This window comes from Nevskiales bacterium (genome assembly GCA_035574475.1).
GTDB lineage: Bacteria > Pseudomonadota > Gammaproteobacteria > Nevskiales > DATLYR01 > DATLYR01.
On record DATLYR010000161.1, the window covers coordinates 22,840 to 40,786 of the forward strand.

Here is a 17,947-nt window from a genome sequence, read left to right on the forward strand (position 1 = left end):
TGATTTTGATCGCCATCGGCGCGATCTCAAAATAAAAGGGGGTTTTAGTGGTTTTTTCCTTATATTACAACTCGTGAGAGGGATTTATCACATGACTTCCCAACTACCAAATGCCAGTCTAAAAAGAGTGCAGGAGGTGCTTGAAGCCATTAGAAACGATCAAAATCATCGCAAACATCCACCAGAAAAAGAACTTGTTGCAGAGATGCTGAAAATAATTGAGGAAATCATTGAGAAACATACACTTGCGCCATTTTGGCTGATGAGAATCGAAGCCACGTTCGCCATCATCGCCTTGACTGCGATGAAGAATGTGTTGGAAAGACAAGAAGAGTTTGCGAAAACGTGTGAGAAGATGCGCAAGGCTAGCGAGGATTTCTTAAAGACATGCATTCATGACATCGCATTGCGCACTTTCGCGCCGCACGAACTCGAAAAAACTCTCAACCTCCTCTTTGAGATCCCTTGCAAACAGAACGATGCCTGATTACGACAATCATCTTGAAAAACACCAAAGACTTTGTATTGAAACGAAAATAAAAAAACCTGATTGAGTCCATTTTTGTCATGCCCGCTGATGCGGGCATGACGTTTGAAGGGGGAGTGAAGATGCGCATGAGCATACTGGCAATCTCGGCGCTTTGCGGTTCACTGACGGTGGTGACGTCGGTGCGCGCAGCCGACCGGGACCGTGGACGCGCCCTCTATGAGAATCACTGTACCTCATGCCATGAAAGCGTGGTGCATGTGCGCGAGGATCGCAAAGTCGGCTCGCGTGGCGACCTGTTGAAGCAGATCACACGCTGGCAAAGCGTTTTGGAGCTGCAATGGACCAGGGCGGATGTGGATGACGTCGCTGAATACCTGAACCGCACTTTCTACAAGCTACAGTGAGCCGCTCAGACATGATGCCTGGCCGGTCGGCCGGTCAAAGCAGCGACTCCAGATAGTCCTTCAGCGCCACCGCGTTGTTCAGTCGCGTCTCTTTCGAGCCGTAGAGCAAGGTCACCGTTCCCCCACGCGCAGCCTCCAACAGAGAATTCAGCGCCGCACGGTTCACGTCCAGTTCTGCGAAATACCGCCGCCTGAACTCGGGCCATCGGTCAGGCTCGTGCCCGTACCAACGCCTGAGTGCCTCCGAGGGCGCCACGTCCCTGGCCCAGATATCGATCCTGGCCGTGGCCTTCGCCAGGCCACGCGGCCAGAGGCGATCGACCAGCACCCGCACCCCATCGGCCTGGGATGCCGCCTCGTACACCCGCTTCACCTGGATCGCCATGCGTCGACGCTCAACTGCCTGGTCCTCTCAGCAAGCGTAGCCTGGATCACGTGCATTACTCTCGTCGCGATCATAGCCGGAGAACTGCCATGCCCGCCACCCTCGAAGCCGAATCGACGCTGACCGACCGCTATCAGACGACGGTGCCGGCAACCGTGCGTCGCGCGCTGCGCCTGGGCAAGCGCGACAAGATTCGCTACACGATCCGCCCGAACAGTGAAGTGGTGCTCACTCGTGTCGAGCGAAATGAGGCAGCCGATCCGGCGCTCGGTGCGTTCCTCGGGTTCCTGGCCCGCGACATCAGCGAGCACCCCGAGCGCCTGCAGGCCGTGGACGCCGCTCTCGTGCAGCGCATCCAGTCGCTGGTCGGCGGTGTCGAGGTCGATCTGGACGCGCCGCTCGCGGCAGGCGATGAATGAGCGGCAGCGCCCCGCTGGTCGTCAACGGCTGGGCGATCTACGCGCACCCCCTGTTCCTTGACCCACTCGATGCCCTGATCGGGGAGGTCGAAGCCCTCAAACAGAAGGATCCAGTCGGCTTCACCAAGAAGAACGCCACCAAGCGCCTGGCGGCCATCGCCAAGCTGGCCTTCGAGGTGATCCCGTAGTAAACCCGCCATGAACGCTGGGTAGCAAGCCGTAGGCGTGCTTATATGCTAATGCGCGGATGGGAGGATGAATCCGCACCCCCACGCACTGCCCCGCTGCTTGAACCGGGGCAGCCTGATCGTGCCACCTGATGTTGTACGGTGATTCGGCGGGCAAGCGGCGCCCGCGCCAATACTAATCATTTTGCGACTCATTACATCTTATTTTGAGATTGCTTGCCGTCCTGTTTTGATATGTATATTCTGCCGTTAAAGTTACGAGAACCGCTGCGCCCGCATGTCCACCGAACGCCTACCAGAGATGACCCAGGCGCAACGCGACCGGCTCGCATTCGTCGAGTTGCGCCTGCGGTTCATCGGCGAGATCCGCCGCCAGGACTTGGTGACGCGCTTCGGCATCCAGGCGGCGGCAGCCACAAGGGACATCGCCCAGTACAAGGCGCTGGCCCCCGGCAATATGGAGTACGACACCAAGGGCAAGGTCTACGTCCGCGCCGCTTGGTTCCGCCCCCTGTTTGACTTCCCCCCCGAGCGCGTCCTCGTCTGGTTGACCCGGGGCTACGGCGACGGCGAACCCATTCGCTGGAAGGGCGCGGTGGCTCATGACGGTACGGGCCTGCCCGAGAAGCTCGATCTCGAGCTGCTGTCGGTTCTGACGCGCGCCATCCATCGCGGCGCGGCCGTCGAGGTCTCATACCGCGCTCTGTCGAGCGGCCTGACGACGCGTGAGATCGTCCCGTTCGCACTGGCCGACAGCGGCCTGCGCTGGCACGTCCGCGCCTTCGACCGCAAGAGTGGCGAGTTCCGCGACTTCGTACTGGGGCGTCTCGACGATGCTCGCATCGTCACCGGCGCCGTGGCCGACCACGAGAAGCCCGATCAGGACATCCAGTGGAACCGGATCACCGAGCTCGAGCTCGTGCCGCATCCGGCTAACGTGCAGCACCCCGACACCATCGAGGCCGAGTACGGCATGGAGGGCGGCGTGCTCAAGGTGCGGGCCCGTGCGGCGATGGCCGGCTACCTGTTGCGCCGCTGGAACGTGGACTGCACCGAAGATCACAGCCTCAAGGGTAGCGAGTACCACCTGTGGCTGCGCAATCGCCAGGCCCTCTACGGCGTTACCAACTTGGTGCTCGCGCCGGGTTACGACGTGTCTGAGCCCTGACGTCATCGGTCACAGGGAGGAATGCCGTGCTCAAGCTCGAACAGATCCAGAAGAACGCGGCCATCTCAGGCTTGGAGCCCGGACAGGTGGTGCGCATCGTCACGACCGAGCCGGTCGGTGACAACGCCCTCACCGTCTACTACAAGACCGCCGACGGCACGCTGCGCGAGCGAATGCTGTTCCGCACCGACGAGGCCCAGCTGTCGCTAGCCGAGGCGGGACGCCCTTGGGCCTTCGATGCGCCGGGCGAAGCGTTCAAGCTCGCCACCGAGGCCTACCGCATCCACCTGGCCCACCTGTTCGATCCCATGATGGCGGTGCACACGTCGAACGTGGAGCCGCTGCCGCACCAGATCACCGCGGTCTACGAATCGATGCTGCCACGCCAGCCGCTGCGTTTCGTGCTGGCGGATGACCCCGGCGCTGGCAAGACGATCATGGCGGGCCTCTTCATCCGCGAGCTGCTGATGCGCGCGGATGCCAAGCGCGTGCTGATCGTCGCCCCCGGCAGCCTGGCCGAGCAATGGCAGGACGAAATGTTCGAGAAGTTCGGCCTGTCGTTCACGCTGTTCTCGCGGGAGCAAGTCGAACAGTCGCGCAGCGGCAACCCCTTTGACGACCACGACTTGCTGGTCGCCCGCGTCGATCAACTGGCCCGCGCGGACGACCTACAGGAGAAGTTACGCCTATCGCGGTGGGACCTGGTGGTGGTCGATGAAGCCCACAAGCTCTCGGCCAACTACTTCGGCAACAAGATCAACAAGACCAAGCGCTTTCAGCTGGGCGAGCTCCTGGGCTCGGTCACCCGCCACTTTCTGCTCATGACGGCCACGCCGCACAACGGCAAGGAAGAGGACTTCCAGCTGTTCATGTCGCTGCTGGACGCCGACCGCTTCTACGGCAAGTTCCGCGATGGCGCGCACAAGGTGGACGTCTCCGACCTCATGCGCCGCATGGTCAAAGAGGAGCTGCTCAAGTTCGACGGCACCCCGCTGTTCCCCGAGCGCCGGGCCTACACCGTCAACTACAAACTCTCCGACCTCGAAGCCGCCCTATACGCGGCCGTCACCGACTACGTCAAGGAGCAGTTCAACAAGGCCGACCAGTTGGCCGACAGCGGACGCAAGGGCACGGTGGGCTTCGCCTTGACGGCGCTGCAGCGCCGCCTGGCCTCCAGCCCCGAGGCCATCTACCAGTCGCTCAAGCGGCGTCGCCACAAGCTCAAGCGCCGCGTCGAGGAAGAAAAACTCCGTCAGCGCGGCCAGTCACTGGCCGAGACGCTGGGTGGCAACAACAGCCTGCCCGACGACGTGTGGGAAGCCGCCGACGCTCTGTCGCCCGAAGACTATGAGAACTTCGAGGAGGCCGTGGTCGACCAGGCCACGGCGGCCCAGACTATCCAGGAACTGGAGGCCGAGATCATCATCCTCGAAGGCTTGGAGGAGCAGGCCCGCCAGGTGGTGCATTCCGGTCAGGATCGCAAGTGGGACGAGCTCTCCCGCCTGCTGCAAGACACGCCGGAGATGCACGACGCCGAGGGGCGGCAGCGCAAACTCATCATCTTCACCGAGCATCGAGATACTCTGAACTACCTGGCGGTGAAGATCCGCGGCCTCATCGGCAACGAAGAAGCCGTGGTGATGATCCACGGTGGGGTCAAGCGCGAAGAGCGCCGCAAGGTGCAGGAGCTGTTCCGCAACGACCCCATGGTGCGCGTGCTCATCGCCACCGATGCGGCGGGCGAAGGCGTGAACCTGCAAAACGCCAACCTGATGGTCAATTACGACCTGCCTTGGAACCCCAACCGCCTGGAGCAGCGCTTCGGCCGCATCCACCGCATCGGCCAGACCGAGGTCTGCCACCTGTGGAACATGGTGGCCGCCGAGACCCGCGAGGGCGACGTCTTCCAGCGCTTGTTCGAGAAGCTGGAGGTGGAGCGCCAGGCCCTGGGCGGCCGCGTGTTCGACATCCTGGGCGAGGTCTTCGAGGACAAGCCCCTCAAGGACCTGCTGATCGAGGCCATCCGCTACGGCTCGGATCCTGAAGTCCGTGCCCGCCTGCTCAAGAAGGTGGAAGGCGCGCTGGACACCCAGCACCTTGAAAACATCATCAAACGCAATGCGCTGTGCGAAGAGGTGATGGACGAGAAGCGCCTGTTCGCGGTGAAGGAGGAAATGGAAAAGGCCGAGGCCCGCAAGCTGCAGCCCTTCTTCATCCGTGCCTTCTTCAACCAGGCCTTCCAGCAATTGGGCGGCGAGCTGCGCCCGCGTGAGCCTGGGCGCTACGAAATCACCCACGTCCCGGCCATCATCCGCGAGCGCGACCGGCAAATCACCGGCCGCGACCGCCGCAACGCCGACCCGGTGCTACGCCGCTACGAGCGCGTCTGCTTCGAGAAGCAGTACGTGCGGCTGACCGACCGTGTCGGCGCCCCGATGGCCAGCCTCCTCCATCCCGGCCACCCCTTGATGCAGGCGGTCACCGACCTTGTGCTGGAAGCTCACCGCAACAAGCTCAAGCAAGGCGCGGTGCTGGTGGACCCGAGTGATATGGGTGTCACCCCGAAGGTGATGTTTATCGTCGATCACGCCGTCAAGGAAGGGGCAGACCCCGCGCGCATCGTCTCGCGCCGCATGCAGTTCGTCGAGATCGACCCGCAGGGACACGCCATCAACGCCGGTTGGGCGCCTCACCTGGACCTGGAGCCCATTGCGCCTGCCGACCTCAAGTTGATCGAAGACGTGCTGGCCGCCCCGTGGATCGCCAAAGACCTGGAGCAACGGGCTTTGGCCCATGCCGGAAGCTTCCTGGTGCCCGAACACTTCGATGAAGTTCGCACCCGCCGCGAGCAGGCGGTGGACAAAACCCTGGCCGCCGTGCATGAGCGTCTGGTCAAGGAAATCAACTTTTGGTCCGACCGTTACATCAAGCTGCAAGACGACCTGGCTGCCGGCAAGGATGTGCGCCTGACGCTGGAGAACGTGCGCCGCACCATCGACGACCTGACCGCCCGCCGCGAATCGCGCGAGAAGGAGCTGCTGGCCATGCGTCATGTGGTCTCCGCCACACCAGTCGTACTGGGCGGTGCGCTGGTGATCCCGGCGGGCCTCTTGATGCAACGCAAGGGTCAGCCCGGCTGGTCGGCGGATGCCGACGCGCGCAGCCGCATCGAGCACATCGCCATGCAGGCGGTGATGAACGCCGAACGCGCGCTGGGCCATGAGGTCATCGACGTCTCGGCGCAGAAGTGCGGCTGGGACGTCACCAGCATCCCCAAGGCCCTCGACGGCCGTCTGCCCACCTCGCGTCACATCGAGGTCAAAGGCCGCGCCAAGGGTCAGACCACGATCACGGTCACCCGCAACGAGATCCTCTATGGCCTCAACCAGGCGGACAAGTTCATCCTGGCCATCGTGCTCGTGGACGGCGACGGCTACGCCGGGCCGTTCTACATCCGCAAGCCCTTCACCCAGGAGCCCGACTGGGCGGTGACCAGCATCAACCTGGACCTGGACGCGCTGCTCGCGCGCGCCACGACCGCGGAGGGCTCGCTGTGAGCCTGGGCTGCCCTCAGAAACAGAAACGCCCTCACGGGGAGGGCGTCGGGCCAGGGCTGCTCACCTTGGCGGGGCTGCAAGAAGAGACGCCTCCCGAGGGAGGCGTCGGGCCGGAGATGCTATCTCCGGCGGGGTTAATGCGTCATATTGTCGTCAGACCAGGCTCTGCTGTCAAGCCGAGCAGCGTTTCCGGAGGCCAGCCATGCAGCGCGTGACGGCCTACGTGGACGGCTTCAACCTCTACTTCGGGTTGAAGGATTCCAGCTTCAAGCGCTACTACTGGCTCGACGTCTCAGCGCTTGCACAGAGCCTCCTCAAGCCTGGGCAGCAACTGCTGGCCACGCACTACTTCACGGCCCGCATCCGCGCCAATGGCCGCAACTCGGCTGACCAGAAGCGGCAGAACGACTACCTCGAAGCCCTGGCCCTGCGCGGCGTGCGCTGCCAGTTCGGCCACTACCTGCAGAAGACACGCCAGTGCCGGCAGTGCGGCGCGAACTGGCCCGACTACGAAGAGAAGATGACGGACGTGAACATCGCCATTCAGTTGCTCGGCGATGCCTTTGACAACGCCTTCGACACAGCGCTCGTCATATCTGGTGACAGCGATCTGACGACACCCATCCGCAGGGTGCGCGAGCGCTTTGCCCAAAAGCGCATCGTCGTCGCCTTTCCGCCCAGTCGTTATTCGAACGAACTCAAGCGCTGCGCCAACGGCTACCTCACCATTGGTGAAGACAAGCTGCGGGCCAGCCAGCTGCCCGAACAACTCGTCAAGCCCGATGGCTACGTGCTCGCACGCCCTGCCACCTGGCGCTGAAGGACTTCAAGAATGACCAGCATCAAAGCCCCCAAAAAACTCATCGAAGTCGCCCTGCCGCTCGATGCCATCAACGCCGCCGCAACTTATGAAAAGCTCGTCAAAGTAGGGAAACCGCAAAGCATCCACCTGTGGTGGGCACGCCGTCCGCTGGCGGCGGCGCGGGCCGTGATCTTCGCGCAGATGGTCAACGACCCCGGCTATGAGCGGCATCTGGGCCGCGGCGTGAACAAAAAACAGGCCGCGCTCGAGCGTGAGCGCCTGTTCCAGCTCATCGAAGACCTGGTGCAGTGGGAAAACACCAACAACGAAGACGTGCTCGAGCGCGCCCGCGAAGAGATCCGCAAAAGCTGGCGCGAGACCTGCGAACTCAACAAACACCACCCGCAGGCCGCCGAACTGTTCAACCCCGAACGCCTGCCCGCCTTCCACGACCCCTTCGCCGGCGGCGGCGCCATCCCGCTGGAGGCGCAGCGCCTGGGGCTGGAGAGCTACGCCAGCGACCTCAACCCGGTGGCGGTGACGATCAACAAGGCGATGATCGAGATCCCGCCGCGCTTTGCCGGCCGCCCGCCGGTTGGGCCGATCCCCGCAGGCGAGAAGCAGGCCAAGCTGCACGAAGACTGGCGCGGCGCGCGCGGCCTGGCCGAAGACGTGCGCCGTTACGGCGCCTGGATGCGGGCGGAGGCGGAAAAGCGCATCGGCCACCTGTACCCGCGGATCGAAATCACCGCAGACATGGCCCAAGAGCGACCGGACTTGAAGCCGCTCGTCGGCCAGAAGCTCACCGTCATCGCCTGGCTGTGGGCGCGGACCGTGAAAAGCCCCAATCCGGCTTTCAGCCATGTGGAGGTGCCGCTTGCCTCCACCTTCGTGCTATCCAGCAAGCCCGGCAAAGAGGCCTATGTGGAGCCGGTGATCGAGGGCGACCGTTACCGCTTTACGGTCAGAGTGGGCAAGCCGCCGGAATGGGCGAAACAGGGCACCAAAACTGGAGGCGGTGGCAAACCTTTCTCTTGTTTGTTATCCGGCTCACCCATCCCTTTTGACTACTGTCGAAATGAAGCCAAGGCAGGGCGAATGGGACAGCGCCTGATGGCGATCGTTGCTGAAGGAAATCGTGGGCGGATTTATCTCTCACCAACAACAGAGCATGAATTGATTGCTCAACAGGCTCATCCCATTTGGAAACCTGAAACCGAGTTGCCTGCTCGTGCGCTCGGTTTTCGCGTTCAGGAATATGGCATGAGCAAATGGGCCGACCTCTTCACCCCCCGCCAACTGGTGGCGCTGACCACCTTCTCCGACCTGGTGCGGGAGGCCATCGAAAAGTGCCGTCAAGACGCGTTGACCGCAGGAGTGGCCGATGACGGCATCGGGCTGGACGCCGGCGGCACCGGCGCCACCGCCTACGCACAGGCCATCGCGGTGTATTTGGCGTTTGCGATTAGTCGCGGAGCGGACTGGGGCAATTCGTTGTCCCGTTGGGAGTCGAAAGCCCAGGTTCCACAGCAGCTTTTTGGGCGTCACGCGATTCCGATGGTTTGGGACTATTCAGAGGTCAACCCACTTTGCACAAGTACGGGGTCTGTTGACGCATCGATAGAGAATATTTTCAAGAGCTTTGGTAAGAGTTCGGCTGGCGAGGTGAGCGAAGGATATGCGTTTCAAGCTGATGCCCAAACTCAAACCATTAGCACCAACAAGCTCGTCTCCACTGACCCACCGTACTACGACAACATCGGCTACGCCGACCTGTCCGACTTTTTCTACGTCTGGCTGCGCCGTTCGTTGAGGCCCATCTATCCGGGTCTGTTCGCCACTGTGGCCGTCCCCAAGGCGGAGGAACTAGTCGCCACACCCTACCGCCACGGCGGCAGGGAACAGGCCGAGCAGTTCTTTTTGGAGGGCATGACGCAGGCGATGCACCGCCTGGCCGAGCAGGCCCACCCGGCCTTTCCGGTCACCATTTACTACGCCTTCAAGCAAAGCGAAACCACCGACGAGGCCGGCACCGCCAGCACCGGCTGGGAAACCTTTCTAGAGGCAGTCATGCGCGCCGGCTTGGCCATCACCGGCACCTGGCCGATGCGCACCGAAAATAACAGTCGGATGATTGGGCAGGGCACCAACGCCCTTGCTTCCAGCATCGTCCTGGTCTGCCGCAAACGCCCTGCCGATGCTCCCACCGTCAGCCGCCGCGAGTTTCTGCGCGAACTCAATGCCGTGCTGCCCGAGGCGCTGGACGAGATGACCCGCGGCGGCGTCAATTCGCCGGTCGCGCCGGTGGATTTGAGCCAGGCCATCATCGGCCCCGGCATGGCGATCTTCAGTCAGTACGCTGCGGTGCTGGAGGCCGACGGCACGCCGATGCGCGTGAAAACCGCGCTGCAGCTCATCAACCGCTTTTTGGCCGAGGACGACTTCGACGCCGACACGCAGTTCTGCCTGCACTGGTTCGAGCAGCAGGGCTGGGCCGCTGGCAAGTATGGCGAAGCTGACGTCCTCGCCCGCGCCAAGGGCACGGCGGTGGATGCGCTGGTGGCCGCCGGGGTGGTGGAGTCGGCCCGCGGCAGCGTGCGCCTCTTGAAGTGGCGCGAGCTGCCCGCCGACTGGTCGCCAGAAGCCGACACTCGCACGCCGGTCTGGGAGGCGCTGCACCAGCTGATCCGCGCGCTCAACGCCGAGGGCGAATCGGCCGCCGGCAGCCTGCTGGCCCGCATGCCGACCCGCGCGGAACCCATGCGCGCGCTCGCCTACCGCCTCTACACCCTGTGCGAGCGCCAGGGCTGGGCCGAGGACGCACGCGCCTACAACGAACTCGTCACCGCCTGGGGCGCGATTGAACAAGCCGCCGGTGAGGCGGGTGTCGTGGGCGCGCAGGGGCAGCTCGATATTTGAGGAGAGCGCGGATGATCACGACGCTGGAAGTCCAGAAGTTCACCACGCTGCCGAACGCGGCTTGGTCGTTCGCCTCCGGCCTGAACGTGGTCGTCGGCGAGAACGGCTTGGGCAAGACCCATGTGCTCAAGCTCTTGTACGCCCTGCTGAAAGTGCAGGCCGACGCCAAGGAGTTGAACAAGGGCGTGTTGGAGCGCGCCTACGCCGACAAGCTGACCACCGTGTTCCGTCCGGAAAGCCTGGGTCGACTGGTCAAGCGCCGACAGGGGCACGGGCGCTGCGAAATCCGGCTCGAGATGCGCAATGCTGCGCAGAGCATGGCCGGGGCCTTTGCGTCGAACGCCAAGTCGCAGATCGAGATCGTCAAGGCGCCGACGGAGGGCTTGGCGCGCTCCCCGGCCTATCTGCCGACCCGGGAACTCGTGACCCTGTGTCCGTGGTTTGTGCCGCTCTATGAAAACTACCATCTGGAGTTTGAGGAGACGTGGCGAGATACCGTCTCCCTGCTTGGCAATCCGTCACTGAAAGGCCCTAGGGAAAAGCGCGCTGCCGAGCTGCTGGAGCCGCTGGAAAGGGCGATGGGGGGCAAGGTGCAGGTCGATCCGGCGAGCGGGCGTTTCTACCTGAAATTGCCGGGCGAAGGCCGGATGGAGATGCCCTTGGTCGCGGAAGGGCTGCGCAAGATCGCGATGTTGGCGCGTCTTATCAGCACCGGCACGCTGCTGGAGCAGGGTTATCTGTTCTGGGATGAGCCGGAAACCAACCTCAACCCGAAGCTGATCAAGGTGGTGGCCGCCAGCATCCTGGCCGTCGCCGCCAGCGGCGTGCAGGTGTTCATCGCCAGCCACTCGCTGTTCCTGCTGCGGGAGCTGGAGATGCTGCTGGGCGACAAGCGCTACCAGAAGCTGCCGAGCCGGTGGTTTGCGCTGGCGGCCAAAGACGGCGATATCGTGCTGGAGCAAAGCGATCGGATCGAGGACATCCAGACCCTGGTCATGCTCGACGAAGAGCTCGCGCAGTCGGATCGGTTCATGAGCTGGGAGGGCGCGTGAGCATGGTCCTGACGGAAGGCGCCTTGACCTTCACCTTCGCGCCCGAGGCCAAGGCTAGCAAATACGACGACTGGTCTTTCTATCGCAACCAGTTTCAACAAGGTTGTGCCAAGGACAACAAGGCGGTCGATTTGCTGTGCGAGTTGAATTGCAACGCCTGGCTGATCGAGGTGAAGGATTACCGTGCGCAGGCACGTACCAAACCGATCGATTTGGCCGACGAGGTGGCGATCAAGGTGCGGGACACGCTGGCAGGGCTCTTGGCCGCAAGCCTCCGCGCCAATGATTCGACTGAACACGCATTGGCCGCCCGAATCGTCCAAGCGCGGCAGATGCGGGTGGTCTGTCATATCGAACAGCCCGCCAGAGCGAGCCGACTGCGCCCGCGGGCGATCGAGCCGGACAAGCTCAAGCACAAGCTGCGCTCGCTGCTCAAGGCCATTGATCCCCATCCCATCGTTACCGACAGCAACCGCCACGATCCGGCACTGCCTTGGACCGTGGCATGAAGCAAGGGATAGAACGACATGCATCTCAAACCCTGGCGCGAGATCGCCGTCCCTCACGAGGATGTGCTTAAGGGCACGTTCCAGCAAGCCGAGTTCGCGGCGGACCTGTCGCGCGTGCATGCGGGCACGGCCAATGCCGAGTACCAAAACCCGGCGTTGTTCTTCCAGCGCACCTTCATCACCGAAGGCATGCGTTTGCTGCTGGATTCGGTGGTCAGGCGTCTGACGGGCAAGGGCGGCGACCCGGTGATCCAGCTCCAGACGGCTTTTGGCGGCGGCAAGACCCACACCATGCTGGCCGTGTATCACCTGGCCAAAGGCGAAGCGCCTACCAGCGAGTTGCAGGGGGTTTCCGCGATTCTGGACGCCGCCGGGGTGACGGAGCTGCCCAAGGCCAAGGTCGCGGTGCTGGATGGCATCAAGGCTTCGCCCAACCAGCCGGTGAAACGCGACGGCCACACCATCCGAACCCTGTGGGGCGATTTGGCGTGGCAGTTGGGCGGGGCCGAAGGCTACGCCCTGGTGGCCGATGCGGATGCCTCGGGCACCTCACCCGGCAAGGCGGCGCTGGAGGCGTTGCTGGCGCGCTACGCACCCTGCGTGATCCTGATCGATGAGCTGGTGGCGTATGTCCGGCAGTTCGAGGAGGGCAAGACGCTCACCGGCGGGACCTTCGACTCCAACCTGTCGTTCGTGCAGGCGCTCACCGAAGCGCTCAAAGCCGTGCCCACGGCGGTGTTGCTGGCGTCGTTGCCCGAATCGGAAAAGGAGGCCGGTAGCCAGCGCGGGGTAAAGGCGCTGGAGGCGCTGGCGCACTACTTCGGCCGCGTGCAGGCGCTGTGGAAGCCGGTGGCCACCGAGGAGGCATTCGAGATCGTGCGCCGGCGCTTGTTTGCCAACATCCACGACCGGCTGGCCGCCGAGAACGTCTGCCGCGCCTTCGCCGACTTCTATGCGGCCAACCGCGACGACTTCCCCGCCGAGACGCAGGAAAGCCGTTACTTCGAGCGGCTGGTGCACGCCTACCCGATCCACCCCGAGGTGTTCGACCGCCTGTACGAAGACTGGTCCACGCTGGACAACTTCCAGCGCACGCGCGGCGTGCTGAAGCTCATGGCCAAGGTTATCCATCGCCTGTGGAAGGACGGCAACAACGATCCGCTGATCATGCCCGGCAGCATCCCGCTGATGGATGCTGACACGCGCAACGAGGCGATCTACTACCTGCCGCCGGGCTGGGACCCGGTGATCGAGCGCGACGTGGACGGCGAGCGCTCCGAGACCTGGGAGATCGAGAACAAGGACACCCGCTTCGGAGCCGTGCAGGCCTGCCGCCGCACCGCCCGCACGATCTTCCTGGGCAGCGCGCCGAGCACGTCCAACCAACTGGTACGCGGCCTGGAACTGGAGCGCGTGATCCTGGGCGTCGCCCAGCCCGGCCAGCAGGTGAACCTGTTCAAGGACGCGCTGCGTCGCCTGAGCGACCGCCTGCATTACCTGAATCACGCCAACAACCGCTTCTGGCTCGACACCCGCCCGAACCTGCGGCGCGAGATGGAGGAGCGCAAGCGCCGCTTCCAGGACAAGGAGGACGTGTTCCCGACCATCCGCGACCGCGTGCAGCGTGGCTTTGCCAGCGGCGTCTTCGGCGGCATCCACATCTTCACCGGCAGCGGTGACGTACCCGACGACTGGGCATTGCGGCTAGTGGTACTGCCGCCCGATGCGGCTTTCAGCAAGAGCGGCCAGAGCCTCGCCATCGACCGTGCCACCGAGATCCTGAAGAAGCGCGGTGACCAGCCCCGCTTCAAGCAGAACCGCCTGATCTTCGTGGCGGCTGACTACGAGAGCGTCAGCCGTCTGAAGGACCATGTGCGCTCGTATCTCGCCTGGCGCAGCATCGTCGGCGACTACAAGGACAACCGCATCGTCCTCGACAACCTGATGGCCAAGCAAGCGAGCGCAAGCCTCGAACAGGCCGAGGAGACCGTGCGGCGGATGATCCGCGAGACCTACAAGTGGCTGCTGGCGCCGGTGCAGGAGGCGCGACCGGGCAAGGGCTTGTCCGACCTGATGTGGGAGCATTTCCCGCTCAATCCGGGCGCGCAGAACTGGTCACAGGAAATCGAGCGCGTCCTCAAGGAGAACGAACTGCTCATCACCGAATGGGCTCCGATCCACCTGGCCCGCGTGCTGAAGGACTGGTTCTGGAAGGACGATGTCAAGGACGTTCTTGCGCTCACCGTCTGGCAGCAAACCTGCCACCAGCTCTACCTGCCGCGCCTGAAGGACGACACCGTGTTCCAGCTGACGCTGGCCGCGGGCGCGGAGAGCCGCGAGTTCTTCGGATTTGCGCAGGGCAAGGAGGATGGCCGCTACGTGGGCTTCAGCTACGGCAAGCGGTATTCGCCGATTTTCGATGCGTCGCTGTTGCTGATCGAGCCGGTTGCTGCGGCAACCTACATGGAGGCGCTGCGCGCCGCGGAGGAAGCCTCGCATGCGAAGTCCGCCGAGGCCGGCGGCGCAGCAACGACGACCGTTCCCGCCGGTGGCGGCACGCCCCGTGCAGAGGGCTCGGGCAAGGGCGGCTATGCCACGGGCGGCGCCACTGCGGGGCAGGCGGTCAAGAAGCAGTTTTACGGCAGCATCGAGCTCGACCCGTTCCTGGCGAAGAAGCAGTTCGCCGATCTGGTCGACGAGGTCGTCCAGCAATTCACCATGCGCCCCGGCGTGAAGGTGAAGATCGCCATCGAGATCCAGGCCGAGTCGGCCACCGGTTTCGACGATGGGCTGCAGCGTGCGGTGAAGGAGAACTGCAACGTGCTGAAGTTCAAGAACGCGGAATTCGAGGCTGGCGAATGAGCGCCCCTAAGCTCTTCGTCATCCGCCTTGCTGCGACGGGCAAGCCGCGCTCATGACCAAGCTCGGGGCCATCGAGTTCGACGACCGCATTCTCGACGCCCTGCGCGACGACAAGCTGGTGGTCTTCGCCGGCGCTGGTGTTTCGATGGCACCGCCGTCGAATCTGCCCAGTTTCTGGAAGCTGACCCGTGATATCGCTCAAGGCACGGGGCTTGAACCCACGGAGCCGCTGGATCGTTTTCTGGGTCAACTGCATCATCGCAAGGTCGCGGTCCACGAACGTGCTGCCCAGCTCCTGTCACCCGCAGGCAGCGCACCGAACACTCTCCATCAAGACCTGCTGCGGATATTCCGTACTGCGGAGCGCGTCAGGCTCGTGCCTCGGCAACTGAACCTACAGACCCTGTGCGGCCGGGACGATACTTCCGCACTCAAGTACAGAGTCAAGGCCATGAACAGCACGTCCGAGAGCGCGAACATGACGATCGGCGCCCGGGCGGGCGCGGCCGGCGTGAATGTCGAAACCATCCGCTTCTACCAGCGCAAGGGGCTGATGCCCGAGCCGGATCGGCTGCAAGGCCGCATCCGCCGCTATAGCCGCGATGCGCTCGGGCGCGTGCGCTTCATCAAGGCGGCGCAGAGGCTGGGCTGCAGCCTCGATGAAGTGGCCGATCTGCTCGAGCTCGAAGACGGCACCCACTGCGAGCAGGCCCGCGTGCGGGACCTGATCGAAGCCTGGCGCGATGCGCGCCGCACCGCGTGGCAGACCACCGTCAAGGTGGTCACGACTGCTATGCTGGCCGCACCGCGCGCAGCCCGTTCGGCGAGCGGTTGCACGCCGTCATAAAGTTCGTTGTAGGCATCGGCACCAGTTCCCTTAGTAAAGCGGATAGGCCTGATGCCGAGCAGGTCCCAGCTCCCGTCTTCCTCCGTCAGTGCAAAGCGCCCGGCAACGCCATCAGCCGGAAGTGCCCGCGCCAAGTAATGCATGACCACGTCGTTATGGCTGTAGCCAACGAATAGCACGGTGAATTGACCGAAGACGGCCACTAAGCATCGCTGCGCCCAACCTTCCGTCAGGTACGCGCGCCCGAAATCCGCATCCGTGAGCACCAGATCCCGTACGCGGGGAAGCGCTCCATGAACGTGCACGATGCCGGTGAAGTCGTAGCCCAGCGGCAGGGCCGGAGCTCGGTAGACCTCGGGTGTTGAACCGAACAGCATGCTTGCGGCCGCTTCAAAGTGCAGGTCGAAGTTCGTGGTCACGCGTCCGTCGAGGATGGCCTCGACGATATCGGGTGCCAGCAGGGTCAGGCGCAGCACCTCGGCCATCCAGCCGGGCTCCAGCTTCAGCCTAGGCATCGAGGGGGCTTCGCGTAACGTGTTTCGGCGCGCTTGCGGAGAGATCCGTCTCCGGTTCACGGCTCCAATTGCCTAGTCAACGCGGCGACATGGTGATCATGAGGCCACCCAGCACGAGCAGCGCCCCGAGCACGAATGCCACTCCCAGATGATCACCCAACAGCATGGAGGCTGCGGCGATCCCAAAGATGGGCTGCAGATACTGGACGCTGGCTGCCACTCTGGCCGGCACGACGCGCAGCAGCCCGATCCACAGGAAAAGACCTGCCACCGTGACAATCACGCCGAGATACAGAGCCGCGCCGACGCCCTGCAAGCTCCATTGAACCGAAACGTTCGTCATCTCCCAGCCGGCCCAGGGCACGAGCGCGAGGAAGCCGAATAGCGTGCTCCAAGCTGCCACCGTCGCTGTTCCATATGCGGCGGTCAGCTCGACGCTCCAGACGTAGTAGAAGGCGATGGCCACGGAGGACACCAGCATCCAGAACACACCGGCCATTGTGCTCGCGGAAGCTGTGGCGACTGTGTCCATGTCCCCAATTGCGACCAGCGCGATGCCGGCGAACGCAGTGAGCAGCCCGACCGACTGTAAGCGCGAGACGTGCTGGCGAAGTCGCAGCGCGGCGAAGACGACGATGAACAGTGGAATCGTCGCCGAGATGATCGTGCCCACCGATGCAGAGGTACCTGCCACGCCAAACGTCTGCGCGACCTGGCCCACGCCAATGCCCAGAAGCCCCAGTGCAGCGACATGCGGCAAGGCTCGTTTCGGGATCGATTGCCGCCCCAGAGCGAACACCACCATGAGGGGCACGGCCAAGGCAAAGCGCATGGCCGTGAGTGTCAGCGGCGGAAGATCCTCCAGGCCCAACTTGGTCACCGGAATCGACAATCCCCACATCAGGGCCAGCAACAGCATGGCACCGAGGCGCAGCAAGTTCTGACTGCCGCGGCCATCGGAAGTCGAGCTGCAGGCACGAGCGACTTCGCTTTGGGACAGGGGCTGGTTGGTCATGTGTCGCTGAAAGGTGACGTCGCGGCAGTGGTGTTTTTTGCGCGCTCGGCATTGTGCTGACGAGTGCAATTGCGGACAAACGATTTGTTTGCACATAATGCGTGAGTCCTACTCACGCATTGCGAATGTTCGACCGACTTCCACCCTTGCAGACTTTGCGTGCCTTCGAGGCAGCAGGGCGACTGCTGAGCATGACGCGGGCGGCCGAGGAGCTTCACCTGACACACGGCGCCATCAGTCGGCACATTGCTACGCTCGAACGCGACCTCGGAAAGCCACTGTTCCTGCGCCTGACGCGCCGCATCGTACTGACCGAGGCTGGTGCCGAGTTTCATGCGATAGTGGCTCGCCTGCTCGGCGAACTGGCCAGCGAGGCCCAGCGCCTGCGCGGTGAAGGCAGTGGCAATCGCCTGATCATCAGCACCAGTGTCTCTTTCGCCAGCAAGTGGCTGGCGCCGCGCTTGCCGAGCCTCAAAGCGAGCTGCCCGCAGTTCGATGTACACCTGGACGTGACGGATTTGAACGTGGACCTGCGTGCCGGTCATGTCGATGCCGCGATCCGCTACGGATACGGCCGCTATCCGCACGTGATGGCCGAGCGCATCCTGGAAGAGACGGTCACGCCGGTCTGCAGCCCGGCGTACAGCGCCGAGGTGGGCGGGCTTGCATCACCCGCAGACCTGCTGCGCTGCACCCTGCTGCACGAGGTCGGCATGCTGGCCAACTGGGAGCAGTGGTTCGCGCTAGCGAGTCTGGGGCAGCAGCGCCCACCGCGCGGTCCCACGTACAGCCATGGCAGCATGGCTGTGGAGGCC

General features: G+C 63.5%; 15 protein-coding genes. 13 read left to right on the forward strand and 2 right to left on the reverse strand.

The window, feature by feature from the left end:
- Nucleotides 1-91: 91 nt before the first annotated feature.
- Both VNJ47_09490 and VNJ47_09495 read left to right on the forward strand, forming a co-directional pair.
- The gene (locus VNJ47_09490; GenBank protein ID HXG29066.1) at nucleotides 92-487 is read left to right on the forward strand and encodes a hypothetical protein; all 396 of its coding nucleotides are present in this window, start codon (nucleotides 92-94) and stop codon (nucleotides 485-487) included.
- Between the two features lie 80 nt (nucleotides 488-567).
- Nucleotides 568-894 carry a hypothetical protein gene (locus VNJ47_09495; protein HXG29067.1) on the forward strand — a complete coding sequence of 109 codons (327 nt, stop codon included), beginning with the start codon at nucleotides 568-570 and terminating at the stop codon, nucleotides 892-894.
- A 34-nt stretch (nucleotides 895-928) separates the two neighbouring features.
- Here the strand turns inward: VNJ47_09495 and VNJ47_09500 are convergent, their stop codons facing one another.
- On the reverse strand, nucleotides 929-1,279 hold the full coding sequence (locus VNJ47_09500) for a DUF488 family protein (GenBank protein HXG29068.1): 351 nt from the start codon (nucleotides 1,277-1,279) through the stop codon (nucleotides 929-931).
- Nucleotides 1,280-1,368: 89 nt separating this feature from the next.
- Here VNJ47_09500 and VNJ47_09505 point away from each other — a divergent pair, with 89 nt between their 5' ends.
- The 10 genes from VNJ47_09505 (at nucleotide 1,369) to VNJ47_09550 (ending at nucleotide 15,602) form a co-directional block, all read left to right on the forward strand.
- Nucleotides 1,369-1,698: a type II toxin-antitoxin system PrlF family antitoxin gene (locus VNJ47_09505; protein ID HXG29069.1), complete on the forward strand. Its 330-nt coding sequence runs from the start codon at nucleotides 1,369-1,371 to the stop codon at nucleotides 1,696-1,698.
- Complete coding sequence (locus VNJ47_09510; GenBank protein ID HXG29070.1) at nucleotides 1,695-1,886, forward strand: type II toxin-antitoxin system YhaV family toxin; 192 nt, start codon at nucleotides 1,695-1,697, stop codon at nucleotides 1,884-1,886. Before VNJ47_09505 ends, VNJ47_09510 begins: the two co-directional genes overlap by 4 nt.
- 277 nt (nucleotides 1,887-2,163) lie before the next feature.
- A complete protein-coding gene (locus tag VNJ47_09515; GenBank protein HXG29071.1) occupies nucleotides 2,164-3,054 on the forward strand; it encodes a WYL domain-containing protein in 891 nt (296 codons plus the stop codon).
- 26 nt (nucleotides 3,055-3,080) lie between these two features.
- Entirely contained in the window at nucleotides 3,081-6,611 is a 3,531-nt protein-coding gene (locus VNJ47_09520) for a helicase-related protein (protein ID HXG29072.1), read from the forward strand.
- 202 nt (nucleotides 6,612-6,813) lie between these two features.
- A complete protein-coding gene (locus tag VNJ47_09525; protein HXG29073.1) occupies nucleotides 6,814-7,431 on the forward strand; it encodes an NYN domain-containing protein in 618 nt (205 codons plus the stop codon).
- A gap of 12 nt (nucleotides 7,432-7,443) precedes the next feature.
- A complete protein-coding gene (locus tag VNJ47_09530) occupies nucleotides 7,444-10,332 on the forward strand; it encodes a DUF1156 domain-containing protein (GenBank protein ID HXG29074.1) in 2,889 nt (962 codons plus the stop codon).
- 11 nt (nucleotides 10,333-10,343) lie between these two features.
- Complete coding sequence (locus VNJ47_09535) at nucleotides 10,344-11,384, forward strand: AAA family ATPase (GenBank protein HXG29075.1); 1,041 nt, start codon at nucleotides 10,344-10,346, stop codon at nucleotides 11,382-11,384.
- The gene (locus VNJ47_09540) at nucleotides 11,381-11,893 is read left to right on the forward strand and encodes a hypothetical protein (protein HXG29076.1); all 513 of its coding nucleotides are present in this window, start codon (nucleotides 11,381-11,383) and stop codon (nucleotides 11,891-11,893) included. Before VNJ47_09535 ends, VNJ47_09540 begins: the two co-directional genes overlap by 4 nt.
- 18 nt (nucleotides 11,894-11,911) lie before the next feature.
- Nucleotides 11,912-14,755, forward strand: a complete 2,844-nt coding sequence (locus VNJ47_09545; protein HXG29077.1) for a DUF499 domain-containing protein — start codon at nucleotides 11,912-11,914, stop codon at nucleotides 14,753-14,755.
- A gap of 451 nt (nucleotides 14,756-15,206) precedes the next feature.
- Nucleotides 15,207-15,602: a MerR family transcriptional regulator gene (locus tag VNJ47_09550; GenBank protein ID HXG29078.1), complete on the forward strand. Its 396-nt coding sequence runs from the start codon at nucleotides 15,207-15,209 to the stop codon at nucleotides 15,600-15,602.
- Between the two features lie 591 nt (nucleotides 15,603-16,193).
- On the opposite strand, the gene VNJ47_09555 is transcribed toward VNJ47_09550, so the two are convergent.
- Entirely contained in the window at nucleotides 16,194-17,132 is a 939-nt protein-coding gene (locus tag VNJ47_09555; protein HXG29079.1) for an EamA family transporter, read from the reverse strand.
- 125 nt (nucleotides 17,133-17,257) lie between these two features.
- Between VNJ47_09555 and VNJ47_09560 the strand changes: the two genes are divergently transcribed.
- Nucleotides 17,258-17,947, forward strand: a 690-nt coding sequence (locus tag VNJ47_09560; GenBank protein HXG29080.1) for a LysR family transcriptional regulator, incomplete at its 3' end; no start/stop codon positions are given.